At 74.0% G+C, this 23,017-nt stretch carries 21 protein-coding genes; 11 read left to right on the forward strand and 10 right to left on the reverse strand.

Annotation, left to right across the window (positions count from 1 at the left end; genetic code table 11):
- Window positions 1-179 precede the first annotated feature (179 nt).
- Window positions 180-1,082: an alpha/beta fold hydrolase gene (locus IF43_RS0130100; protein WP_030207959.1), complete on the forward strand. Its 903-nt coding sequence runs from the start codon at window positions 180-182 to the stop codon at window positions 1,080-1,082.
- A gap of 201 nt (window positions 1,083-1,283) precedes the next feature.
- On the opposite strand, the gene IF43_RS0130105 is transcribed toward IF43_RS0130100, so the two are convergent.
- The 3 genes from IF43_RS0130105 to IF43_RS0130115 form a co-directional block, all read right to left on the reverse strand.
- On the reverse strand, window positions 1,284-2,858 hold the full coding sequence (locus IF43_RS0130105; RefSeq protein ID WP_107048623.1) for a transporter: 1,575 nt from the start codon (window positions 2,856-2,858) through the stop codon (window positions 1,284-1,286).
- A 95-nt stretch (window positions 2,859-2,953) separates the two neighbouring features.
- Window positions 2,954-3,778 (reverse strand): ABC transporter ATP-binding protein, encoded by an 825-nt coding sequence (locus tag IF43_RS0130110; RefSeq protein WP_030207961.1) that lies wholly within the window; start codon window positions 3,776-3,778, stop codon window positions 2,954-2,956.
- 126 nt (window positions 3,779-3,904) lie between these two features.
- Window positions 3,905-4,582 carry a bifunctional DNA primase/polymerase gene (locus IF43_RS0130115; protein ID WP_030207963.1) on the reverse strand — a complete coding sequence of 226 codons (678 nt, stop codon included), beginning with the start codon at window positions 4,580-4,582 and terminating at the stop codon, window positions 3,905-3,907.
- 272 nt (window positions 4,583-4,854) lie between these two features.
- On the opposite strand from IF43_RS0130115, the gene IF43_RS0130120 reads away from it, so the two are divergent.
- Both IF43_RS0130120 and IF43_RS43780 read left to right on the forward strand, forming a co-directional pair.
- The gene (locus tag IF43_RS0130120) at window positions 4,855-6,237 is read left to right on the forward strand and encodes a hypothetical protein (protein ID WP_030207967.1); all 1,383 of its coding nucleotides are present in this window, start codon (window positions 4,855-4,857) and stop codon (window positions 6,235-6,237) included.
- An 858-nt stretch (window positions 6,238-7,095) separates the two neighbouring features.
- Window positions 7,096-8,025: a hypothetical protein gene (locus IF43_RS43780; protein ID WP_051796438.1), complete on the forward strand. Its 930-nt coding sequence runs from the start codon at window positions 7,096-7,098 to the stop codon at window positions 8,023-8,025.
- Between the two features lie 23 nt (window positions 8,026-8,048).
- Here IF43_RS43780 and IF43_RS0130130 read toward each other — a convergent pair whose 3' ends face one another.
- A complete protein-coding gene (locus IF43_RS0130130; RefSeq protein WP_030207970.1) occupies window positions 8,049-9,380 on the reverse strand; it encodes an ABC transporter substrate-binding protein in 1,332 nt (443 codons plus the stop codon).
- A 98-nt stretch (window positions 9,381-9,478) separates the two neighbouring features.
- Here IF43_RS0130130 and IF43_RS0130135 point away from each other — a divergent pair, with 98 nt between their 5' ends.
- Both IF43_RS0130135 and purU read left to right on the forward strand, forming a co-directional pair.
- Window positions 9,479-10,006, forward strand: coding sequence for a hypothetical protein (locus IF43_RS0130135; protein WP_078910572.1), 528 nt, complete (start codon window positions 9,479-9,481; stop codon window positions 10,004-10,006).
- 109 nt (window positions 10,007-10,115) lie between these two features.
- Window positions 10,116-11,000, forward strand: a complete 885-nt coding sequence (purU, locus tag IF43_RS0130140) for a formyltetrahydrofolate deformylase (RefSeq protein ID WP_030207978.1) — start codon at window positions 10,116-10,118, stop codon at window positions 10,998-11,000.
- Between the two features lie 117 nt (window positions 11,001-11,117).
- Here purU and IF43_RS0130145 read toward each other — a convergent pair whose 3' ends face one another.
- A complete protein-coding gene (locus IF43_RS0130145; RefSeq protein WP_030207981.1) occupies window positions 11,118-11,642 on the reverse strand; it encodes a carboxymuconolactone decarboxylase family protein in 525 nt (174 codons plus the stop codon).
- A 47-nt stretch (window positions 11,643-11,689) separates the two neighbouring features.
- On the opposite strand from IF43_RS0130145, the gene IF43_RS0130150 reads away from it, so the two are divergent.
- Window positions 11,690-13,135 carry a PLP-dependent aminotransferase family protein gene (locus IF43_RS0130150; RefSeq protein ID WP_051796440.1) on the forward strand — a complete coding sequence of 482 codons (1,446 nt, stop codon included), beginning with the start codon at window positions 11,690-11,692 and terminating at the stop codon, window positions 13,133-13,135.
- Window positions 13,136-13,218: 83 nt separating this feature from the next.
- Here the strand turns inward: IF43_RS0130150 and IF43_RS0130155 are convergent, their stop codons facing one another.
- Window positions 13,219-14,412, reverse strand: coding sequence for a zf-HC2 domain-containing protein (locus tag IF43_RS0130155; RefSeq protein ID WP_030207986.1), 1,194 nt, complete (start codon window positions 14,410-14,412; stop codon window positions 13,219-13,221).
- Window positions 14,413-14,639: 227 nt separating this feature from the next.
- Entirely contained in the window at window positions 14,640-15,224 is a 585-nt protein-coding gene (locus IF43_RS0130160) for a sigma-70 family RNA polymerase sigma factor (RefSeq protein ID WP_030207987.1), read from the reverse strand.
- A gap of 254 nt (window positions 15,225-15,478) precedes the next feature.
- On the opposite strand from IF43_RS0130160, the gene IF43_RS0130165 reads away from it, so the two are divergent.
- Complete coding sequence (locus IF43_RS0130165; protein ID WP_030207988.1) at window positions 15,479-15,997, forward strand: EF-hand domain-containing protein; 519 nt, start codon at window positions 15,479-15,481, stop codon at window positions 15,995-15,997.
- A 280-nt stretch (window positions 15,998-16,277) separates the two neighbouring features.
- Here IF43_RS0130165 and IF43_RS0130170 read toward each other — a convergent pair whose 3' ends face one another.
- Window positions 16,278-17,825 (reverse strand): class I adenylate-forming enzyme family protein, encoded by a 1,548-nt coding sequence (locus IF43_RS0130170; protein ID WP_030207989.1) that lies wholly within the window; start codon window positions 17,823-17,825, stop codon window positions 16,278-16,280.
- Window positions 17,826-17,997: 172 nt separating this feature from the next.
- Here IF43_RS0130170 and IF43_RS0130175 point away from each other — a divergent pair, with 172 nt between their 5' ends.
- From IF43_RS0130175 to IF43_RS0130190, 4 genes are all read left to right on the forward strand, one after another.
- Entirely contained in the window at window positions 17,998-19,206 is a 1,209-nt protein-coding gene (locus IF43_RS0130175; RefSeq protein ID WP_030207991.1) for an amidohydrolase family protein, read from the forward strand.
- Complete coding sequence (locus tag IF43_RS0130180) at window positions 19,206-20,360, forward strand: acyl-CoA dehydrogenase (RefSeq protein WP_030207995.1); 1,155 nt, start codon at window positions 19,206-19,208, stop codon at window positions 20,358-20,360. The genes IF43_RS0130175 and IF43_RS0130180 overlap by 1 nt, the downstream gene beginning before the upstream one ends.
- Window positions 20,361-20,365: 5 nt before the next feature.
- A complete protein-coding gene (locus tag IF43_RS0130185; RefSeq protein ID WP_051796442.1) occupies window positions 20,366-21,313 on the forward strand; it encodes an acyl-CoA dehydrogenase family protein in 948 nt (315 codons plus the stop codon).
- 301 nt (window positions 21,314-21,614) lie between these two features.
- Window positions 21,615-22,043: an ATP-binding protein gene (locus IF43_RS0130190; RefSeq protein WP_030208001.1), complete on the forward strand. Its 429-nt coding sequence runs from the start codon at window positions 21,615-21,617 to the stop codon at window positions 22,041-22,043.
- A 195-nt stretch (window positions 22,044-22,238) separates the two neighbouring features.
- Here the strand turns inward: IF43_RS0130190 and IF43_RS0130195 are convergent, their stop codons facing one another.
- Both IF43_RS0130195 and IF43_RS0130200 read right to left on the reverse strand, forming a co-directional pair.
- Complete coding sequence (locus IF43_RS0130195; RefSeq protein WP_030208002.1) at window positions 22,239-22,445, reverse strand: DUF5988 family protein; 207 nt, start codon at window positions 22,443-22,445, stop codon at window positions 22,239-22,241.
- Window positions 22,442-22,945: a hypothetical protein gene (locus tag IF43_RS0130200; protein ID WP_030208003.1), complete on the reverse strand. Its 504-nt coding sequence runs from the start codon at window positions 22,943-22,945 to the stop codon at window positions 22,442-22,444. The genes IF43_RS0130195 and IF43_RS0130200 overlap by 4 nt, the downstream gene beginning before the upstream one ends.
- Between the last annotated feature and the right edge of the window lie 72 nt (window positions 22,946-23,017).

Raw genomic sequence — 23,017 nt, forward strand, 5'->3', positions numbered from 1 at the left:
CAGGGTCAATCCCCACGGACCGTCTTCCCCGAGCGGCCCGCCTCCCGATGAAGATCCTCCCCTCGGCAGCGGCCGCCAATCCTTGAGCAAGGTCACTCGAAAGTGGGGTCTTGCCGGGGAGACGGCCGTTTTCGAATGCAGGTTCGATAGTCTGGCCGGGATCGAAGGGGGTGCATCGAGTGGTACGACGCTTCGATGTGACGGGAGCCGACGGCGTGCGGCTCGCGGCCTGGGAGTTCACGGACCCGCCCAAGGACACCGACACGGACCCGGCCGGGGGCGCCGACACGGGCGCCGAACCGGCCGAACGCCCGGTCCTGTTACTCCACGGGCTGATGGGCCGCGCCTCGCACTGGGCCGGCACCGCCCGCTGGCTGGCCGAGCGGCGCCGTGCCGTGGCCCTGGACCAGCGCGGGCACGGCCAGAGCGAAGCCCCGGCGGACGGCCCGTACACCCGTGACGCCTTCGTGCGCGACGCCGAGGCCGTCATCGAGCGGCTCGGGCTCGGGCCGGTGGTCCTCATCGGGCACTCGATGGGCGCCCTCACCGCCTGGCAACTGGCCGCCCGCCGTCCGGACCTCGTCCAGGCCCTGGTCATCTGCGACATGCGCGCCACCGCCCTCGGGGCGGCCTCCCAGCGGGAGTGGGAGGACTGGTTCCGCAGCTGGCCGCTGCCGTTCGCGACCCTCGGGGACGTGCGCCGCTGGTTCGGCGAGGACGACCCCTGGGTCGAGCGGCCCAGCCCCGCGCGCGGGGAGTTCTTCGCCGAGGTGATGGCGGAGGCGGCCGACGGCTGGCGGCCGGTCTTCTCGCGGCGGCAGATGCTCATGGCGCGCGAGACGTGGGTGTACGACGCCCACTGGGAGGAGCTGGGCCAGGTCCGCTGCCCCACCCTCGTCGTCCGCGGCCTCGACGGCGAACTCGGCCGCGCCGAGGCCCAGGAGATGGTCCGCGTCCTGCCGCTGGGCGCGTACGCGGAGATCCCCGACGCCGGCCACCTGGTCCACTGGGACCAGCCGGCGGCCTGGCGCGCCGCCGTCGAACCCTTCCTCGCCTCCCTCCCGGCCCCGGTCCGGGAGTAGGGGCTGGGGAGTCGGGCCCGGGGCTTCGGCGCTGCCCGCATCGGGCGGCCGCCCCGTGGTGTGTGGGGGCCGCGATGCGTTCGGCCGGGGCTGGCTTCGGGTCTCTGGGCCGAAACGCCCCGCCCCCGCGAGAACGCGTCTCGCGGGGGCGGGGCGGCGGCGGAGGAGCGGCGCGCGGCCGCTCGTACCGGAGGGAGGGCGTCAGCCCTTGCTGACGGCCGTGATGATCTCCGGGAGGCGGGCGGCGGTCCGCGGCGCCGCGAAGCGCAGGCCGGCCCAGCAGATCAGCGCGCCGTACGCCGTACCGGCCGGCAGCAGCAGCCACAGCAGCCCGTCGGCCCCCGCGACGTGCAGCCAGACCGTCGCCACGATCAGCGGCACGCACATCAGCAGCGAGAGCACCACGCCCCCGAAGACGCTGAGCCACGCCAGCCCGCCCTGCCCGGGCGCCGCGTTCTTGAAGGCCCCGTCCTGCGGGATCGAGTACGGGAACTTCGCCGAGCAGATCGCGCCCGTGGCGAGCATCGCCCCGAGCAGGGCCCAGGCCAGGCCGAGCACCTCGGGCAGCCTGCCCCAGTCGTGGACCAGGGCGGCCGTCACGACCGTCACCAGCGCCGTGTACGGCGCGGTCACCAACAGCAGCGCCCAGGCCCGGGCCCGCAGCTCCTCGTACGCCTGCCGCGGCGTCGCGATGGTCTGCGCGACCATCCAGAAGGCGGAGGTGTCCTGGCCGAACTGGTTGTACATCTGCACGCCCAGCATCCAGGTGCCGAAGCACGCCAGGTAGATCGACCCGGTGCCCTGCAGGGCGTTGAACACCGGCACGATCAGCCCGATCGCGAGCGCCGTCACCCACGCGGCCTTGGTCTTCGGGTCGCGCATCACGTAGCGCAGGGTGCGCTGCATGACGGCGCCCGACCGGCCGCTCGGCAGCACGCGCCACAGCCCGTGCTCGGCGCGCCCCGCGTTCCGCGCGGCGCCGCCCGAGTCGGCGGCCGCGACCGTCGAACCGTCCGGCGTCACCATGAGCTTGGTCAGCGACCGCTGCCAGGCCCACAGCAGCAGCGCCACCGCCGCCGCGGACGCCAGCAGCTGCACGGCCGCGGCCCCGTACGAGCCCTTGCTCGCGGAGTCGACCGCCCCGACCGCCGACCCGGGCGGCAGCCACCGCAGCACGTCGGCCACCGGGAGCAGCGTGTCGAGACCGCCCTGCTTGAACAGCCGCTGGCTGCCGAAGTTGACCACCTGGGCGCCGAGCGCGATCAGCAGACCACTCAGGAGAGCCAGGTCGCGGCCCTTGCGGCTGGTCAGCAGCCGGACGTTGGCGGTGGCCACGGCCCGCGCCAGCGCCACGCACCCGAGCAGGAGCAGCGGTACCGCGAGCACGCCGACGGCGATGCCGGCCGCGCCGTGCGCCACCGCCACCACCGAACCGACGGCGATGCACAGGGTGAAGAACGGCCCGATGCCGACCAGCGACGCCACCAGCAGCGCCCCGACCAGCGGCCGCGGCCGCAGCGGAAGCATCACCAGCCGGGTCGGGTCGAGGGTCTCGTCGCCGCTCGAGAAGAACAGCGGCATCACGGCCCAGCCCAGAGCCGTGACCGCGCCGAGCAGCACGACCACCGTCGGCGCGGCGTCCGGGTGCCCGCGCAGCAGGACCAGCAGCAGCGTCATGAACGCCGCGACGACGGCCGTGAACACGAGCGAGGTGACGTACGCGGCCTTGCGCTTGGAGCTCTGGCGCAGCCCGTTGCGCAGCAGCGCGAGCTTCAGCCGGACGAAGACCGGGACGAGGGAGTCCGCGGAGCCGCCGGCCCCGCCCGCGCCGGGCCCCGTGCCCGCCTCCGCCGTGGCGGATCCGACGGTGCTCACCGGCCCGCCGCCCCTCCGCCGAGCCAGTCGAGGGATTCGCCCGCGTCCTTGCCCTGGGCGCCGACCAGCTCGAGGAAGGCGTTCTGCAGCGAGGAGGCCCCGCCGCGGACGTCCGCCAGCGGGCCGGCCGCGCGGATCCGCCCGGCGGCCATCACGGCGACCCAGTCGCACAGCGACTCCACCAGCTCCATCACGTGGCTGGAGAAGACGACCGTGGCGCCGGATGCGGTGTAGCGCTCGAGCACCCCGCGGATGGTCTGCGCGGACACCGGGTCGACGCCCTCGAACGGCTCGTCCAGGAAGAGCACTTCGGGGTTGTGCAGCAGCGCGGCCGCCAGCCCGATCTTCTTCCGCATGCCGGTCGAGTAGTCGATCACGAGCTTGTGCTGCGAGCCCGACAGGTCCAGCACGTCCAGCAGCTGGGTGGCCCGCTTGTCGACCTCGGCGCCCGGCAGCCCGCGCAACCGGCCCATGTAGCCGAGCAGTTCGCGGCCCGAGAGGCGCTCGAACAGGCGCAGGCCCTCGGGCAGCACGCCGATCCGGGACTTGACCTGGACCGGGTCGGCCCACACGTCGTACCCGGAGATCTCCACCCGGCCCTGGTCGGGCCGCAGCAGGCCCGTGACCATGGACAGCGTGGTGGTCTTGCCCGCCCCGTTCGGGCCGACCAGGCCGATGAACTTCCCGGCGGGCAGCTCCAGGTCGATACCGGCCACGGCGATCTGCTCGCCGAACCGCTTCCAGAGTCCCGTTATCCGTACGGCCGCGGGCGGCGCCGGTCGCGCCCCGCCCGCCTCGGCCGCAAACACCTGGTCAGGCACCGTGCGCCTACCTTTCGTGCGTGTCACCCCGTGTGGTCGGTTCACCATACGAGGCGCCGCGCGCGGCGCAGTAGTGACAAATGTCGTGGGCCGCGTCGACCCCGTCGACCGTGTCGGGTGCCGGGGTCAGTCGCGCCGGGCCCGGGCCGAGGCCGCCTCCCGCCCGCACGCGTACGCCAGCGGGTTGATGAGCTCCTCCGCGTCCGGCAGCCACCGGTTCGCCGGCGTGGGCCGCCGCGCCCACTGGACCGCGCCGCGCCCGCCGAACCGGGTCGGCGGGGCCGCAACGTACTCCCCCTCGCCCCGGGCGACGAGGTCGATCGAAGCGGGCGACCAGCCGAGCCTGCGCACCAGGTCCGGCACCTTGGCGGTGGCCCCCGGCAGCACGAAGAACAGCATCCGGCGGTTGGGGGTCAGCGTGACCGGTCCCAGGGTGAGCTCCATCCGCTCCATGCGGGCCAGGGCCAGGAAGCCGGCCGCCTCCGGCACGTCGATCGCGTCGAAGGTCCGCCCGGTCGGCAGCAGGATCCCGGCCTTCGGCTGCTTCTGCCACATCCGACGCACCTGCATCGCGGAGCCGGTGGCCGAGGCCGCCCAGCCCTGCATCACCGGGTGCGCCCCGGGGGCGGGGCAGTCCGTGTTCCCGCAGGAGCACAGCTCGCGGCCGTCCTCGGCCTCCAGCCAGGTGCCGGGGAACACGTCCCAGTGCCGTTCCTCCGCGTACCGCACGGCGTGATCCACCAGCTGCTCGCCGCGCTGCTTGGGGATGGGCGCGGCTTCCGTGACTCCCTTGGTCTCTTCCACGCCCTTCACAACTCCCGGTAGGACCTGGGGTTACGGGGGTAAACCCAAGGGCGGGAGGAGCATCGATCCTGCACGCGGGGCGCATGGATGCATGGGCGGGGGCGCGTAGGGGACGGGGACGCGGGGGCGGGGTAGCGAGTGTCGTGAAAGCGCGACAATCCCAGGCGAGGCAGAGCAAGAGCACCACGTTCCGGGCAAGTTCCGCATTCTCCGCCAATCAGCCGGGAAGTGATCGTACGCACGATCACCCGCGGCCACAGGGGGTTTCTTCCATGGCAGCCAGGCCTCTCGTCGCCCGTCAGCCGAACGAACGGCTCCAGGCGCTCATCCAGGAAGCCGGGTGCTCCAATGCCGGACTGGCCCGCCGCGTCAACATGACCGGCGCCGAACACGGACTGGATCTCCGGTACGACAAGACATCCGTCGCCCGCTGGCTGCGCGGCCAGCAGCCCCGCGGCCGAGCCCCCGGGATCATCGCCGAGGCCCTCGGGCGCAAACTAGGCCGCACCGTCACCATCGACGAGATCGGCATGGCCAACGGCAAGAACCTCGCCTCCGGCGTCGGCCTGCAGTTCTCGCCCACCGTTCTGGGCGCCATCGAGCAGGTCTGCGAGCTGTGGCGCAGCGACGTGGGCCGGCGCGACTTCCTCTCCGGCTCCACGGTGGCCGCCTCCGCGCTGGTCGAGCCCAGCCGCGACTGGCTGATCACCCAGGCCGACTCCCAGGTCGCCCGGACCGCGGGCGCCCGGGTCGGCACCTCCGACGTCGAGGCCGTACGGGCCACCACGGACGCCCTCGTCGAGCTCGACCACCGCTTCGGCAGCGGGCACGTGCGGCCGGTGGTCGTGCACTACCTCAACAGCGTGGTGTCCGGGCTGCTCGGCGGTTCGTACCGGGAGCCCGTGGGGCGCTCCCTGTTCGCGGCCGTGGCCCGGCTCACCGAGCTGGCGGGCTACATGGCGGTGGACACCGGCCAGCCCGGCCTCGCCCAGCGGTACTACATCCAGGCCCTGCGGCTGGCCCAGGCGGCCGGCGACCGGGCCTACGGGGGCTACGTGCTGGCCGCGTCGATGAGCCACCTCGCGGCCGAGCTCGGCAACCCGCGTGAGATCGCCCAGCTCGCCCGGGCGGCGCAGGAGGGCACCCGCGGCCAGGTCACCCCGCGGGTGCAGGCGATGTTCTTCGCGGCCGAGGCGCGGGGGCACGCGCTGCTCGGGGACTCCCGGGCCACCCAGGTGCTGGCCACCCGGGCGATCTCGGCGCTGGACCGGGCCGAACCCGAATCGGGGGACGATCCGGTGTGGATCCGACATTTCGACCACGCCTACCTCGCCGACGAGCTCGCCCACTGCCACCGCGACCTGGGCCAGTCCGAGGCCGCCGGCCGGCGGGCGGAGGAACTCCTGCGGACCCTGCCCGAGTCGAAGGCCCGCAGACGGGCCATCGGGCTGCTGCTGCTGGCGACGGCGCAGGTCCAGGCCCGGGAGGTGGAGCAGGCCTGCGCCACCGGCGGGCAGGCCGTGGAACTGCTCGCCACCCTGCGCAGCAACCGCGGCGCGGAGTACCTGGAGGACTTCCGGCGCAGGCTGGAGCCGTACAGGGAGGAGGCGGCCGTCCGGGAGTTCACCGCGCGGCTGGAGCTCCAGGCGGCCTGAGCGCCTTCCTGACCGCCGTGACGGGATCTCAGTTCACCGCAGGTCCTGCCGCGTGTCGCCTTGAGTTCGATCATGGGCGCGTGGCAGGCCGCGGAACCGACCCGGTAGCGTAAACCGACGATTCCGTAGGTCGAGAGGGAGTCCCGGTGACGCAGAGCGGACAGGGGGGCGAGCCGCAGCAGCAGTCCGCGCGGCCCGCCTACGAGGGCATCGTGCTGCCCGCCGACGGGTCCGGACCGTGGCTGCCGGGAGCCCCCGAGGAGCGCGAGAGCGCGCCGGTCGGCGGTACCCCGTGGGGCGGCCAGTGGGGCCCTCAGAGCGGTGCCCGGCCGGGTGCGGAGCCGCCGGCCCCGGACGGCTTCGCCCCGCAGTCCGACGGCTTCACCGGTCAGGGGGAGGGGTTCGGCGGGCAGGTCCCGCCGATGCCGCCGCTCCCGCAGCAGCCGCACCAGCCCGCGGCGTACGGCTACCCGCAGCCCTATCCCGAGCCGACCGGGTACGAGCCGACCGGGTACGAGCAGGCCGGCTACGAGCAGACCGGGTACGAGGGCTACGACGCGTACGGCGCCCCACAGGCGTCCGGGTACGGCGCCCCGGGCCGGCCGCAGCCGCCCGTCGCCGACCCGTCGTACGGGGGCCAGTCCTACGGCGCCCCGTTCGCGGACCCCTTCGCCGACCCGCAGGCCCAGCACATGGGCTCCGACGCGGACGCCACCGCCCTCATCCCGCCCGTCGACCAGGGCGTACCGGCCCCGGGCGCGGTGCCGGGTGGCTCGGACGCGGCGGCGACGCAGTACATCCCGCCCGTGCCGGGTGGCTCGGACGCGGCGGCGACGCAGTACATCCCGCCCGTGCCGGGTGGCTCGGACGCGGCGGCGACGCAGTACATCCCGCCCGTGTGCCCCGGGAGGTCCGCCCGCCGAGTTCGACGGGCTGTTCCGCACCTCGGGCGGCCCCGGTGGGGCCACCGGCGGCTACGGCTACCCGAGCGACGCCCCCGGTTCCACTCAGCAGCTCCCCAAGATCGACGAGCCCGTCGCCCCCGGCCCGCCCGCGCCCCGTCCGCACCCGCAGCAGGGCCGGCCGCCGCAGCCCGGGTACCACCACGCGCCCCCGCCGCAGGAGCCGTACTACGGCGACGAGCCCGAGGGCCGCCGGGCCCCGGTCGGGCTGATCGCGGCCGGCGTCCTCGGCCTCGCCGTGGTCGGCCTCGGCGTCGGCGCGATGATGGGCAACGGAGGCAACTCCAAGGCCAACGACCCGACCAGCGCCATGTCGGACACCGCGAAGCCGTCCGCCAGTGCGGACACCGGCGAGCAGCCGGTCGACCCGGCCCGGGCGCAGGCGGTCCAGCTGGACAAGCTGCTGGAGGACAGCGGCGGCAGCCGCGACCAGGTGATCGCCGCCGTCGACAACATCAAGAAGTGCGACGACCTGGAGCAGGCGGGCTCCGACCTGCGCGACGCGGCCCGCCAGCGGGAGGAGCTGATCACGCGCCTGGAGGAGCTCAAGGTCGACCAGCTCCCGGACCACGACAAGCTGGCGTCCGCGCTGACCAAGGCGTGGAAGTACTCGGCCTCCGCCGACAAGAACTACGCGGAGTGGGCCGACCAGGTCGACGGCAGCAAGAAGTACTGCAAGGGCGGCCACGCCCGGACCACCGGCAACACCCGTGACGGGAACAAGGCCAGCGGCCAGGCGAGCGCGTACAAGGAGCAGGCCGCCGTGCTGTGGAACCGCATCGCGGCCAAGTACGACCTGACCAAGCGCGACCGCACGAAGCTCTGAGGGCGGTGGCCCCGGGCCGTCGCTCAGCCGGCCGCGGGGGCCTTCTCCAGCGTCGCCGTCATGTCCATCGCGCCCGCGCCCTGGGCCACCAGCCGGCCGCCGGTGACGCGCTGGAAGGTCACGCGGCCGTTCACGATCCGCGGGAAGCCGCCGACCGCGCGCATGTCCTGGTAGCGCCAGCGCAGTTCGGGTGTGAGGCCGCCGGTGCGCACGCCGTTGGACCGGTCCAGGGCCAGGGCGACCCGGCGGGCGGTGACGTCCTCGTCGCCGATGCTCCGGATGATCTCGGAGAAGACGGTGTAGGCGATCCAGGTGGTCTGCACGCCGATGTCGGCCGGGTCGATCCGGTTGTCGCCGAAGGCGTGCTCGTTGATCACCCTCTGCATGGGCCCCCACTTGTCGTCGGTGGCCACCGGGTACCAGCCGGTGACGTACGCGCCCTCGAAGGGGCCCTCCTTGCCGCCGGTGCGGTCGATCAGGCTCTGGCTGACGCTGCCGAGGACGGAGGCGACCTTCACCCTCAGGTCCTGGTTCTCCACGCGCCGGAAGGAGTCGAAGAACGTCTCGGTCCGCTCGCCGAGCACCGCCGTCACGCATCCCTTCGAGGCCTTGGCCCGGGCCGCGGACCGGCCGAGCCGGGCGGGCAGCTCCGGGTCGGCGCCGGCCTCGTCGAGCGCCTGGAGGGCCGGGCGGCTGTAGTCGGTGGCGTCCTCGGCGGCCCGTACGTCCCCGGCCTCCTCGGCGCTGCCGGAGCGCAGCCCGGCGTTGAGCAGGATGGGCATGGTGTCGCCCGCCAGGGTGTCGGGGCGGACCAGCGCGACCTTCTCGCACTGGTTGGCCAGCTGCCGGCCGGCGCCCGCGAGGAGCACGGGCTGACCGCCGTTGACCGGGTACGACAGGGTGCTCTGGAACTCCTCGTCGGAGACGCCGTAGCCGCCGATGAACGGGATGCCGGCGGCTTCGAGCGGGGCCATGAAGGCGCGGCCGTGCTGGCTGTAGGAGCCGACGACCGCGACCGCGCCGGCCTTGACCGCCTGGCGGGCGCAGTCGGCGGCGCCCTCAGGGGTGTTGTGCTCGTTGCAGGTGATGACGTTGAGCTTGCGGCCGTTGATGCCGCCGGTGGCGTTCACCCAGCGCCCGTAGGCGCGGGCCATGGCGGGCATACCGGGCATGTTGGTGGCCTTGGTCTGGTCGGGCGCCCAGGTCATGACGGTGAGGGGCTCCCCGGATCCCCCCGAACTTCCGGGGAGCGCCCCGCATCCGGTGACGAGGGACGCACAGACCGCCGTGCACAGTGCGGTGCGTGCCGCGAAGGTGGACAAGCGGAAAGGGAAGGTGCGTCGCCTACCAGTCATGGGCATGCACAATTCCGCCTCATGGGTAACGAAGGAGTGATGTCCAGTCAACGCACGGTGACATGAAGATGAACTACGGGGGCGTCAAGATCGCCCGAATGGGGCACGTACGATCGACAACCGTGACATCCGTCCCAGGTTCGAATAACCCTTCCCGTCGCGGCCGCCGCTCCTCCACCATGGGCGGCATGCCGCTCAACGACATGCCCTGGTGGCGCTGGCGCAGCAACGTGCGCTCGGCGCTCCACATGCTTTCCGACCCGTCCTTCCAGGAAGAGTGCTGGCTGGCCGGCCGGGAGGGCTACGGAGACGTCACCGACGCCGTGTACCGGCTGGTGGAGGACACCTGGCTCGACAGCTGGTCGGCCGAGAAGTACGTCGGCACGATCTTCCGGGACTCGCAGGAGGCCGCCCTGGTCGACGTCGCGGTCCTGCGCGTGCTGCGCATACTCCACCAGGTCGGCCCCGACGCCCCGGTCTCCGCGTACCTGGAGCACCACGGCTGGCCCGAGGCCGTCCGCGCCGCCCGCGAGGCGCACGTACGGCTGGCGGCGGCCGACGGCGAGGACCCGGACGCGCCGCCGCGCTCCCTCGAGCTGCTGCGCATCATGACGCGGGCCGCGTGACCGCTCCGGCGGCCCGTCCGAGCGCCCGTTTCCCCATGTGAGCCCCCGCTTTCCCGCCCCTCGGACCGGGCTGGGTGCAGGGGCCCCGGGTGTGGGAGTCTTGGGCGTCATGAGCGACCCGAAGAGCGCCTCCCCGGCTGCGAGGCCCGAGCAGTACGTCCTGACCGTGTCCTGCCCCGACAAGCAGGGCATCGTGCACGCCGTGTCGAGTTACCTCTTCATGACCGGATGCAACATCGAGGACAGCCAGCAGTTCGGCGACCACGAGACCGGCCTCTTCTTCATGCGGGTGCACTTCTCGGCCGAGCCGCCGGTGACCCTGGAGAAGCTCCGCGCCAGCTTCGCGGCGATCGGCGACACCTTCCAGATGGACTGGCAGATCCACCGCGCCGACGAGCGCATGCGGATCATCCTGATGGTGTCGAAGTTCGGGCACTGCCTGAACGACCTGCTCTTCCGGGCCCGGATCGGCGCCCTGCCGGTGGAGATCGCCGCCGTGGTCTCCAACCACACCGACTTCGCCGAACTCGTCGGCTCCTACGACATCCCCTTCCACCACATCCCGGTGACCAAGGACACCAAGGAGGCGGCGGAGGCGCAGCTGCTGGAGCTGGTCCGCGCCGAGGGCGTGGAACTCGTCGTCCTCGCCCGCTACATGCAGGTGCTCTCGGACGCGCTCTGCAAGGAGCTCAGCGGCCGGATCATCAACATCCACCACTCCTTCCTGCCGAGCTTCAAGGGCGCCAAGCCGTACCACCAGGCGCACGTGCGCGGGGTGAAGCTGATCGGCGCCACCGCCCACTACGTGACCGCCGACCTCGACGAGGGCCCGATCATCGAGCAGGAGGTCGAGCGCGTCGGCCACGAGGTCACGCCCGACGGCCTGGTGGCGATCGGCCGCGACGTCGAGTGCCAGGCCCTGGCCCGCGCCGTGAAGTGGCACAGCGAGCACCGGGTGCTGCTCAACGGCAGCCGCACGGTGGTCTTCGCCTGAGCCGGAGCCCGAGGGGCCCGTCCGCGCGGGCGCGGACGGGCCCCTCGGCCGGGCTCTCCGGCCTCTCCGGCCTCTCCGGCCTCTCCGGCCTCTCCGGCCTCTCCGGCCGTGGTCCGGCTACTGCTTGCGCTCGTCCGTGCCGGCGACCTTGCCGGTCGCGAGGGCGAACCGGTTCCAGGTGTTGATGGAGCACACGGCGCCGATCACCTTGGCGGTCTTCTCCTCGCCGAGGACCTCGACCGCATGCGCGTACACCGCGTCCGGGACGCCCGCGTCGGCGATCAGCGTGACGGCCTCGGCCAGGGCGAGCGCCGCCCGCTCCTCCGCGGTGAAGAAGTGCTCCGCCTCGCGCCACAGCCCCACCATGTGCAGCCGCTCCTGGCTCTCGCCCGCCTTCGCGGCGTCCGAGGTGTGCATGTGGAGGCAGTAGGCGCAGCCGTTGAGCTGCGAGGCGCGGATCTGGACGAGCTCGACCAGGGAGGGCTCCAGGCCCTCCCGGATCGCGGCGTCGAAGGCGATCTGCGCCCGGTAGACCTTCGGCGCGGTCCTGGCGAGGTCGAGCCGGGTCTGGGCGGGGAACTCGGGGGAGGGGGTGGTGGTCGTCGTGGCCGCCTTCTGCGTCTGCAGCGTGTTCGTCGTCATGAAGATCAATCTACGGGGCCGGGCGACCGCCAGTAGGGTGCATTTCCATGCCGAAAAACAAGGTCAATCCTCCCGCCGGCGGATGGCTGGACTCGGCCGAGCGGACCGGCGCCGACCTGCACCTCGAGTTGCCCGCCGGGGGCGGCCGCCGGGCCGCCCTCGCCGAGGCCCTGCGGGCCGCCGTCCGCGACGGCCGGCTGCCCTCGGGGGCCCGGCTGCCCCCGTACCGCTCGCTGGCCGCCGACCTCGGGCTGGCCCGCAACACCGTCGCCGACGCGTACGCCGAGCTCGTCGCCGAGGGCTGGCTCACCGCCCGGCAGGGCTCCGGCACCCGGGTCGCGGAGCGGGCCGCGCCGCCCGCCCCGGTTCGGCGGCCCCGCCCGGCCGGGGCCGCCCCCGCCGGGCCCGTGCACGACCTGCTGCCGGGTCAGCCCGACGCCGGTTCGTTCCCGCGGGCCGGCTGGCTGTCGGCCGCCCGCCGCGCCCTGAACGGCGCCCCCAACGAGGCCTTCGGCCCCGGCGACCCCCGCGGCCGGACCGAGCTGCGCCGGGCGCTGGCGGACTACCTGGGCCGGGCCCGGGGGGTACGGACCGACCCCGAGCGGATCGTGGTCTCGGCGGGCTTCGGGCACGCGCTGCGGCTGCTGTACGGGGGCGGGGTGCTGGCGGGGCCGCTCGCCGTGGAGGCGTACGGGCTGTCCTTCCACCGGGAGCTGCTGGACCGGGCGGGGGTGCCGCACGTGCCGCTGCCGATCGACGAGCGGGGCGCGGACACCACGGCCCTGGCCGACCTGCCGCGGGTGCGGCAGGTGCTGCTGACGGCCGCCCACCAGTTCCCGACCGGCGGGCCGCTGCACCGCGAGCGGCGGTCGGCTGCGGTGGCCTGGGCGCGGGCCGGGGGCGGGCTGATCCTGGAGGACGACTACGACGGGGAGTTCCGGTACGACCGGCAGCCGATCGGGGCCCTGCAGGGCCTGGACCCCGAGCGGGTGGTCCACATGGGCTCGGTGAGCAAGTCGCTGTCGCCCGCGCTGCGGCTGGGGTGGATCGTGCTGCCGGAGGACCTGGTGGACGCGGTCCTGGACGCGAAGGGCGAGCGCGAGGCCTGGGTGAGCGTGCCGGACCAGCTGACGCTGGCGGAGTTCATCGCCTCGGGAGGGTACGACCGGCACGTCCGGCGCATGCGGCAGCGGTACCGGGGGCGGCGGGACCGGCTCACGGCCCTGCTGGCCGCGCGGGCCCCGCACGTCTCGGTGTCGGGCGTGGCGGCCGGGCTGCACGCGGTGCTGACGCTGCCGGCGGGGACGGAGGCGGCCGCGGTGGCCGCCGCCCGGGCGCACGGGGTCGCCGTGGAGCCGCTGTCCTCCTTCCGGCACCCGGCGGCGACGCAGGTCGCGCGCGACGGGCTGGTCATCGGGTACGCCACGCCGGCGGACCACGCCTACCCGGCCGCGCTCGACGCGCTGTGCGCGGCGTTGGCTTCGGTGGCGTGAGGGAGGCTCCTCGTCGCCGGCGGGGCGGGAAGTCCAGCCCCGCCGACGGGTGAGGCGCGGGGTCGGGGGCGCAGCCCCCGGGGTCACAGGCGGCTCAGGGAGGCCGTGGCGAAGAGGACGTCGCGGATGGCTTCGCGGTCGCCGTACTGGCCGAAGGCGGCCTCCTCCGGGGCGATGTGGCCGGCCGCGAGCTGGCAGAGCTCGTTGGCGTCGAGGGCCACGCGGGCGACCGTGTGGTCCTCGGAGGTGGCCGCGGCCGGGGAGTCCAGCGCGATCTCCCACGCACCGCCGCCCAGGCCCTCGATCTCCAGGTGCAGGGTCCGTCCCGGGGCGCCCGCGGCGGTGAGCCGGCGGGCGGGCGCCGCGAGGCCGGCCCGGCGCCGTTCGGCGAGGACGGCGGGCAGCAGCCGGGCCGCGAGGTCGATCATCTTGTGCAGGTGCGCCCCGGACGGCGGCTCGTACGGGTAGTCCACCGCGTCGGCGATGTCCCCGGCGTGCACCCAGCACTCGAAGGCCCGCTCCAGGAACGCGTCGGCCAGGGGCAGGGAGAAGTCGCCGTAGCGGACGTCGAGTTCCGCGACGCCCCGCCCCGCGAAGGAGACCGTACGGACCAGGGTGTGGCCCTGCTCGCGCCAGGGCGTGCGCACCCGCCGGGTGGCCGGGTGGACGCCCGAGGACCAGTACCGCTCGGTCCGCTCGGTGGGGTCGTGCGGGGCGTCCGCGCCCAGCGGGTCGTCCAGCCCGAGCGCGGTGGCGACCAGTCCGTCGACGGTGAGCAGGTGCCCGATCACGCCGGCGACGGTGGTCTTGCGGGACTGCAGGCGCTCGTCCTCGAACCACTTGAGCCGGACCGGCGCGTGCCATTCGGACTCGCCGAAGTCGCGCAGCAGGGCGTCGAGCCGGGCGGTCTCCGCGTCGTACGGGGTGGCCCAGGTCGGCACCGGGATGCGGGCCGGGCGCCGGCCGAGGCAGCCCTCCAGGACGCGCGAGCGCAGCAGCGGGTCGAGGTCGAGGCTCTCCTCGGGGTGCAGCAGCGCCACCGCGTCGCGCAGCCGCAGGGCCTCCTCGGCGCAGGGTGCGCACTCGGTGAGGTGCGACTCGACGGCCTGGGTCTCCTCGGCGGAGCAGGCGGCCAGGGCCCAGGCGCCGAGCAGGGACTTGAGGACGCCGTGGGTGGGCGGCGGCGGGGGCGTGGGCAGTACGTCGAGGTCGTCGGCGGCCCACCGTGGTCCCGGTATGCGCGGGGCGCCGCCGCCCCCGTCCCGGCGCGGGTCCACGGGGCCGCCGGTCCCGTCGCCCGGCCCGCCGGCGCCGAAGCCCGTACCGGCGCCGAAGCCCGTACCGGCGGGGAAGCCCGTACCGGCGGGGAAGCCCGTACCGGCGCCCGCTCCGGACGCACCGCCGTGGCCCGCGCCGCCGTGGGTGTCGCCGGTACCGCCCTCGGGCGTGCCCTCCGGCACGCCCCCGGGCTCCTCGTCCTCGCCGCGCCGGCGGCTGTGCGCGCTCACCGGCCGCGTCCGAATCCGGAGGGCGGGGCGGACCCGTCGCGCGGCTGGGCGTTGGCGGTCGACAGCAGTTGCAGGCCGAGCCGCAGCCGGCGGCGGGCCTCGTCCTCGGTCACGCCGAGGTCGGCGGCGGCCTGCCGGTAGTCGCGGCGCTGGAAGTAGGCCAGTTCCAGGGCCTTGCGCAGCGGCGCGGGCATGGACGTCACGATGTAGTCGGCCCGTGCGGCCGCCGAGGCGGTACGCAGTTTCTGCTCCAGTTCCTCGCGCGAGCCGCCGCCGCCCTCGGCGAGCGAGGCGGTCTCCGCCTGCCGCAGCCGGGCGACGGCCTGGCCCTGGGTGATGCGGGCGATCCAGGAGCGCATCGAGCCCTGCTTGGGATCGTAGGCGTCGGGGTTCTCCCAGATGTAGCCGAAGACCTCGCGGGTGATCCGGTCGGCGGCCTTCTCGTCACCGAGCACACGGTGTGCCAGGCTGTGCACCAGGGACGCGAACCGGTCGTACAACTCCCCGAGCGCGGCCGCTTCGCCGCGCGCCAGCCGCTGCTGCATCCTGCGGTCCCAGCGCGGTGGTGCGTCCTTCGCCATGGCGGCCCCCAGCCCAGATGTCGACCTGTCGAATGTAACGGCCACGCGCCGCTCCGCGCCTGTTTTGGCCGAACCTCCCCCGTATGGGCAGTGTTCGTGCTAGCCACGGGCCCGCGCGCCCCGGCGCGCTCCCCGTGCGCGGGCCCGGTGCGGCCACTTGGGTGCTGCCTTCGCTTAACGCGTACGCCACCCAGGCCGTACGCTCCGTCCTGACTGAAACGCACCCACCGCACATGTGAAGGCGGAACTCCGCTATGGACAGCGCAGAATACGAGCGCAAGATCGCCGCCCGATTCGCCACCTTCGACCAGGACGGCAACGGCTACATCGACCGTGAGGACTTCAGTACGGCGGCCAAGGCCGTGCTGGCCGAATTCGGTACCACCGCGCGCTCCGAGCAGGGGCAGGCCGTGTTCGCGGGCGCGGAGGCCTTCTGGCAGGGCATGGCCGGGATCGCGGACGTGGACGGCGACCAGCGGGTGACCCGGGAGGAGTTCGTGACCGGAGCCGCGAAGCGGCTGCGGGACAGCCCCGACCGCTTCGCCGAGATCGCCCGGCCGTTCCTGCACGCGGTGCTGGTGGTGGCCGCCCCGGAGGGCGGCGGCGCGAGCCCGGAGGCGGCGGCCCGGGTGCTGCGGGTGCTGGGTACGGACCCGGAGCTGGCCGAGCAGGTGGCCGCGGCCCTGGACTCCGACGGGGACGGGCGGATCTCGGAGGCGGAGATCCTCACCGCGTTCGCGGGCTACTGCGGCGTCGAACTCCCCGACGCCTAGGGGCGCGTACCGGGGGCTCGGCGCGGGGCCGGGGCTCCCGGCGGGCTCGCTTCGGGGGTGGGTCGTGTGGTGTGTGGGTGCCCTCGGCGCTTGACAGGGGTGGCCTGCAGCCCCTGCGGCAGGTCCACCCCGAGGGCTTCGGGGCTTCGCCCTGGCCTTCGGCCACCCTCGGCCCGGGCCTGCCTCCGGACCAGCCTGCCACCCCTGTCAAGTGCCTCCCCCACACACCACACGACCCACCGGCACCGCCGAGGAGTCGGCCGGCCGGGGTGTCCGGAGCCTAGGAAAAGCGCTCCCTGAGCTTGTACTTCAGGATCTTGCGCAAGGCGTCGTTGCGGGGGAGGGACTCGACCAGTTCGAGTTGCTCGGGCAGCTTGTGCGGGGCCAGGCCCGCGGTGCGCAGGTGGGTCGTGACCGTCGCCAGCGTCAGCGGCTCGGCCCCCGCGGGCTGCTCCACCACCGCGCACACCCGTTCGCCCCGCTCGGGGTCGGGCAGGCCGATGACGGCCGCGTCGCCGACGCCCGGGAGGCGGTGGAGGAGGTCCTCGATCTCCTTGGCGGAGATGTTCTCACCCTTGCGTATGATCACGTCCTTGCTGCGGCCGGTCAGGACGAGGTGGCCGTCGGGGGTCAGGTGCCCGAGGTCGCCCGTGACGAGGAAGCCGTGGGCGTCGAAGGGGTCCTCCCGGCCGCCGAGGTAGCCGCGGCAGACCGCCTCGCCGCGCAGCCGCACCTCGCCGTCCGTACCCGCGGGCAGCGGCCTGCCCTCCGGGTCGGTGATGCGGATCTCCATGCCGGACGGGGGACGGCCCTCGGTGGTGGCGAGGTTCTCGGCGGTGTCGTCGGGGGCGCCCATGGTGATCATCGGGACCTCGGTCATGCCGTAGCCGTGGGTCAGCTGGCAGCCCAGTTCGCGGACCACCGCGTGGTAGAGCTCCGGGGGCTTGGGGGCGCCGCCGCCCGCCAGGAGGCGCAGCGAGGGGATGAGCTTCTGCTGCGGGTGCTTGCGCTGCTCGGTGAGGAACATCGAGTAGAAGGCGGTGGAGCCGCCGGCGACCGTGACGCCGTGGCGGCGGTAGCCGTCGAGGGCGTCGGGCATCGCGAACTTCTCGAAGAGCACGGCCGGGAAGCCGTAGAGGAGCAGCATCACGAGGTAGTCGGGGCCCCCTATGTGCGCGTACGGGAAGGCGATCGAGCCCACGTCGTCGGCGCCCAGGCGCAGGGCGTGGGCGAGGCAGGAGCCGCCGGCGATCAGGGAGCGGTCGGTGTGCAGGACGCCCTTCGGGTCGGAGGTGGTGCCGGAGGTCCAGTAGATCCAGCGGACGTCGGTGCCGGACGCGGGCGGTGGGGGGAGGACCGCGGGGTCGCCCCCGGGCAGGTCGGCGTACGCCTCGAACACCCCCGGCGCGCCGAGCCGGCGGGCCATCGCGGTGTGGTCGTACCCGCGCCACTCGCCCGGTACGGCGAAGTGGGCGGCGCCCGACTCGCGCAGTGCGAAGCCCACCTCGCGGTCGCGGTAGAAGGGGATGACCGGGGACTGGACGGCGCCGAGGCGGGCCAGTGCCACCGAGAGGACGACCGTCTCGATGCGGGTCGGCAGCTGCCAGGCGACGACCGTCCCGGGCCGCACCCCCGCGTCGTGGAGGCCGGCGGCGGTGCGCTCGGCGCGGTCGCGCAGCTCCCCGAAGGTGAGCCGGCGGTCGTCGGCCGGGTCGGCGGCGGCCTCGACGAGCACCGGGGTGTCGGGGCTGAGCGCGGCGCGGCGGGTGACCAGGTCCCACAGGGTGGGGGCCTGGGCGAGGGCGTGCGCGGTCGCGGTGTCCGTCATGGCAGAGACCCCTCCACGAGGCGTGGCGGATGGTGCGGGCGACGCACGCCCCGCACTTACCTGACGTTGTGTCAGATCGACTCGGAAGCGTAGGGCGCCGCCGCTTGTCGGTCCAGGGGTCGCGGGTCTAGCTTGTTTCTGACGATCCATCAGATATTGCCGAGGGGGACCCATGGAACTGCCCCGGATCATCAGCGTCGACGACCACGTGATCGAGCCCGCCCACCTCTTCGAGAGCTGGCTGCCCGCCCGGTACCGGGACCGCGGCCCCCGGGCCGTCACGGCGGGCATCGGGGAGCTGGCGTACGTCGGCGGCAAGTACCGGATCACCATGGACCCGGACGGCCCCCCGGCCGACTGGTGGATCTACGAGGACCTCAGGTTCCCTTACAAGCGCAACATCGCCGCCGTCGGCTTCGACCGCGACGAGATGACGCTGGAGGGCATCACCCGTGCCGAGATGCGGCGCGGCTGCTGGGACCCCGCGGAGCGGCTGAAGGACATGGACCTCAACCACGTCGAGGCCTCCCTGTGCTTCCCGACCTTCCCGCGCTTCTGCGGCCAGACCTTCGCCGAGGCGCACGACAAGGAGGTGGCCCTGGCCTGCGTGCGCGCGTACAACGACTGGATGGTCGAGGAGTGGTGCGGCGACAGCGGCGGCCGGCTGATCCCGCTGTGCATCATCCCGCTGTGGGACATCGACCTGGCCGTGGCCGAGATCCGGCGCAACGCGGCCCGCGGCGTCAAGGCGGTGACGTTCTCCGAGATCCCGACCCATCTGGGGCTGCCCTCGATCCACTCCGGCTACTGGGACCCCTTCTTCGCCGTCTGCCAGGAGACCGGCACGGTCGTCAACATGCACATCGGGTCGTCCTCGCAGATGCCGGCGGCCTCGCCCGACGCCCCGCCGGCCGTGCAGGCCTCGCTGAGCTTCAACAACGCGATGGCCTCGATGATGGACTTCCTCTTCAGCGGGGTGCTGGTCAGGTTCCCGCGGCTCAAGCTCGCCTACAGCGAGGGCCAGATGGGCTGGATCCCGTACGCGCTCGAGCGCGCGGACGACGTGTGGGAGGAGCACCGGGCCTGGGGCGGGGTGCGCGACCTGATCCCGGAGCCGCCGTCCACGTACTACTACCGGCAGATCTTCTGCTGCTTCTTCCGCGACAAGCACGGGGTCGCCTCCCTGGACGTCGTCGGGCGGGACAACGCCACCTTCGAGACCGACTACCCGCACGTGGACTCGACCTTCCCGCACACCAAGGAGGTCGCCCTCGACCACGTCAAGGGCCTCGACGAGGAGACGGTCTACAAGCTGATGCGCGGCAACGCCATCCGCATGCTGGAGCTCGACCTGGACCGCGACCGCCGCAAGGTGGGCTAGTGGACCTCACCTACACCGAGGAGGAGCGGGAGTTCCGGGCCCGGCTGCGCGAGTGGCTCGCCAAGTCCCTGCCCGAGCTGCCGCCCCGGCCCTCCCCGGACGACTGGCCGGGCCGGCGCGCGTACGACCTCGGCTGGCAGCGGCGGCTGTACGACGCCGGGTACGCCGGACTGCACTGGCCCGCCGACGCCGGCGGGCGCGGTGCCACCCCCACCCAGCACCTGATCTTCCTGGAGGAGACCGAGCGCGCCGGCGCCCCGTACGTCGGTGCGAACTTCGTTGGCCTGCTCCACGCCGGGCCCACCATCGCCGCCGAGGGCACCGCGGAGCAGCGGGCCCGCTGGCTGCCGCCGGTGCTGCGCGGGGAGGAGGTGTGGTGCCAGGGCTTCAGCGAGCCCGGGGCCGGCTCCGACCTGGCCGCGCTGCGCACGCGCGCCGTGCGGGACGGGGACGACTACGTCGTGACCGGCTCCAAGATCTGGACCTCGCACGCCGAGGTGGCCGACTGGTGCGAACTGCTGGTGCGCACCGACCCGGACGCGCCCAAGCACAGGGGCATCAGCTGGCTGGCCATGCCCATGGACGTGCCCGGCGTCACGGTGCGGCCGCTGCGGACGCTCGCCGGGTCGGCCGAGTTCGCCGAGATGTTCCTCGACGAGGTGCGGGTGCCGGTCTCCCACCGGGTCGGGGCCGAGAACGACGGCTGGCGCGTCACCATGGTCACCCTCTCCTTCGAGCGGGGCACCGCCTTCGTGGGCGAGGTGGTGGCCTGCCGCCGGACGCTGGACGAACTGGCCCGGCGGGCCCGGGAGAACGGCAGCTGGGACGATCCGGTGCTGCGCCGCCGACTGGGTCGGCTGGCGGCCGAGTTCGCCGCGCTGTGGCGGCTCACGCAGTGGAACGTCAGCGAGGCCGAGGCCTCGGGCGGGGTACCGGGCACCGGCGGCTCGGTGTTCAAGCTGCGCTACTCGCACGCCCGCCAGGAGCTGTACGACGCGGCCGCCGACGTGCTGGGCGCGGACGGGCTGGTGCTGGACGAGGAGTGGGTCCTGGACCGGCTGTCGTCCCTGTCGTACACGATCGCCGCCGGCACCTCGCAGATCCAGCGCAACATCGTCGCCGAGCGGATCCTCGGCCTCCCGAAGGGACGGTGAGCCCGGTGCACTTCCAGCTGTCGGAGGACCAGCTCGCGCTGCGCGCGGGGATGCGGGAGCTGCTCGCGGCCCGCTTCGGCCCGGACGCGCTGCGGGCGGCCCTCGACCGGGGTGCCGGGTTCCCGCGGGGGCCGTGGCGGGACCTCGGGGAGGCCGGGTTCTTCGCGCTGCGCGTGCCGGAGGCCGCGGGCGGGCTCGGGCTGGGGCTGCCGGAGGCGGTGCTGGTCTTCGAGGAGGCGGGCCGCGCACTGCTGCCGGGCCCGCTCGTGGCCACCGAACTGGCGGCGGCGGGCGCGCTGGTGCCGGGGGCGGCCACGGGGGAGGCGGTCGTGACGGCCGTGGACATCGGGGCCGTCGGGGGAGGGTACGCCGCCCATCTCGCGGACTCCGACGCGGTGCTGGGGGAGCCGGGGCCCGTGCGCGGCGAGCCGGTGGCCGCGGTGGACCCGCTGACCCCGCTGCACCGGGTGCGGGGCGCGGTGGTGCCCGGGCGGTGGCGGGCGCAGGGCGCGCTGCTCACGGCCGCCCTCCAGCTCGGCAGCGCGGCGCGCAGCTGCGAGCTGGCGGTGCGGTACGCGGGCGAGCGGGAGCAGTTCGGGCAGCCCGTCGGCGGCTTCCAGGCGGTCAAGCACCTGTGTGCGGACATGCTGGTACGGGCCGAGCTGGCCCGTGCCGCGGTGTACGCGGCCGCGGTGACGGGCACGGTGGGGGAGGCGGCCGGGGCGAAGCTGCTGGCGGACGAGGCCGCCGTACGCAACGCGCGGGACTGCCTCCAGGTGCACGGGGGGATGGGGTTCACCTGGGAGGCCGACGTCCACCTGCACCTGAAGCGGGCCTGGTTGCGGGCCCGGCAGTGGTGGACGGCGGGGGAGGCGGAGGAGTTGCTGGCGGCGGAACTCGCGGCCGGTTCGCCGGAATCGGCGTCGTCGGCACCCTCGGTGCCACGGGTGTAACGGGTGGGACGGGGCGGGACGCATGTCCGATTACGGAGAGTTGATATCGGTTTGTGTCCTTCGCTCCCCTCGTTACGGCCCGGAGTCACAGGGTCGCTCCGGTACGCTCCCACGAATGCGACAGGTTGAGCGGCGCGCGCGTCGCACAGTATGCACTACGCCTACTCCTTCGCGCTGGAATATGCCCGAAGCGCTTGTTGTGGTGACTGTATGTCAACCATGCTGCTCCGCAGGGGGGTCACGGTCGGTGATCCCGTTCGGTCGCGAGGCGAAGTGTCCGCCGGTTCGGATGGTGTGAGCGGTGCAGGTGCTTCAGGTTCAGCTGGAAGTCGGTGCGGATCCCGCCGAAGTGGGCCGCGCGCGCAGATGGGCACGGTCCCGGCTGGTCGGGTGCGGCATAGGGGTCGACGAGCCGCTCGCCGAGACGCTGATCCTGCTGATCTCCGAACTCGTCACCAACGCCGTGGTGCACACCGGCTGCCCGGCCGTGCTGCGGATGCTCTTCGGCGGCCCGGGCGTCCGGCTGGAGGTCGCGGACAGCAGCGCCCAGCCACCCGCCCCCCGGCACGCCGAGGGCGATGACACCAACGGGCGCGGGCTGGAGCTGGTCGACGGCCTCGCGGACCGCTGGGGCTGGGCCCCCGAGGGCGCCGGCAAGCGCATCTGGTGCGAGGTCGACCGGAGCGAGAAGACCTCGGAAGCGGTGGACGTCCCTCTTACGAGGTGTTGACGGGCCGTCAAGTCTTGATCACCCTTGATACGTGCGATTCGTCGCGAGGGGACGCCGAGGGACATGCCCTTGGCGAGTGCGGGTCGTGGGGTGGCGGCCCGCCGTGCCGCGCTCGGGGCGAGCACGACCGCTCGCCGCCACCCGCAGTTCCGCGCGCCCGCGACGCGGGCGTGGTCCGGACCGGTCGGACGGGGCTCAGCCCGGGAGCTCGGTGCGCTCCCACCATTCGTAGACGGGGAGCTCGCCCTCGGGCGTGGACCGGGTGCGGTCGGTGCGGCGGAAGTGCTCGTAGCCGCCGAGGTGGGCGAGCTTGAGGTCGGCGCCGGCTTCGGGGGCGGGGACGATGCGGTCCGCGAGGTCGGCGGGGCCGCCCTCCAGGAGGGCCTTCGATGAGTCGCTCATGGAGCGGAGCCTAGGGATCCGGGGTCCGGATCCTGCGGCGGTGCGGCCGTGTCGCCGCCGGTTTGGGTGATGCGGGCGCGGCCGCGGGCGGTGGCCCGCTGGGTGACCGGCGCCGCGGGACGCCGGCGGCTCGGTCCCCCGGGGCGCCGGCCGTCCGGGTGGGCGTCGTCCGCGTGGGCGTCGTCCGCGTGGGCGTCGCCCGGACGGGGGCCGCGCCGGTGGGCGGCCTGGTCGATCACCGCCCGGCCGCTCGCGCGGGCTTCCTGGACGACGCCCCGGGGAGGCGCGGCGGGGGTGCCGGCGGCGCGGGAGGTCCACCAGGTGAGGGCGTAGAGGACGGCGGCCGCGACGACGGCCCCCGCGGCGGTGGCCACCGCCCAGCGGTCCCCGTCGTCGGTCGGCAGGGCGCCCCAGGAGGCGGCCCGTACGAGCCACACCACCAGCGCGAACGCGACCACGGACGCCGAACCCGCGAGCGTCCAGCGCACCGGACCCGACATCGCTCACCTGCCTGGTTAGAGGGCTGGTCGGAGACCCAACATCGCACACGTGCACGGATGTTGTGCGGGATT

Origin of the sequence: Streptomyces sp. NRRL S-87 (assembly GCF_000719335.1) — a bacterium.
Classification (GTDB): domain Bacteria; phylum Actinomycetota; class Actinomycetes; order Streptomycetales; family Streptomycetaceae; genus Streptomyces.

Coding starts and splice junctions, on each gene's coding strand:
- IF43_RS0130120 (WP_030207967.1), top strand. CDS start 4,855: ATGGCAGCCAGGCCTCTCGTCGCCCGTCAGCCGAACGAACGGCTCCAG.
- IF43_RS0130130 (WP_030207970.1), bottom strand. CDS start 9,380: ATGACTGGTAGGCGACGCACCTTCCCTTTCCGCTTGTCCACCTTCGCG.
- IF43_RS0130135 (WP_078910572.1), top strand. CDS start 9,479: ATGGGGCACGTACGATCGACAACCGTGACATCCGTCCCAGGTTCGAAT.
- purU (WP_030207978.1), top strand. CDS start 10,116: ATGAGCGACCCGAAGAGCGCCTCCCCGGCTGCGAGGCCCGAGCAGTAC.
- IF43_RS0130145 (WP_030207981.1), bottom strand. CDS start 11,642: ATGACGACGAACACGCTGCAGACGCAGAAGGCGGCCACGACGACCACC.
- IF43_RS0130150 (WP_051796440.1), top strand. CDS start 11,690: ATGCCGAAAAACAAGGTCAATCCTCCCGCCGGCGGATGGCTGGACTCG.
- IF43_RS0130160 (WP_030207987.1), bottom strand. CDS start 15,224: ATGGCGAAGGACGCACCACCGCGCTGGGACCGCAGGATGCAGCAGCGG.
- IF43_RS0130165 (WP_030207988.1), top strand. CDS start 15,479: ATGGACAGCGCAGAATACGAGCGCAAGATCGCCGCCCGATTCGCCACC.
- IF43_RS0130170 (WP_030207989.1), bottom strand. CDS start 17,825: ATGACGGACACCGCGACCGCGCACGCCCTCGCCCAGGCCCCCACCCTG.
- IF43_RS0130175 (WP_030207991.1), top strand. CDS start 17,998: ATGGAACTGCCCCGGATCATCAGCGTCGACGACCACGTGATCGAGCCC.
- IF43_RS0130195 (WP_030208002.1), bottom strand. CDS start 22,445: ATGAGCGACTCATCGAAGGCCCTCCTGGAGGGCGGCCCCGCCGACCTC.
- IF43_RS0130200 (WP_030208003.1), bottom strand. CDS start 22,945: ATGTCGGGTCCGGTGCGCTGGACGCTCGCGGGTTCGGCGTCCGTGGTC.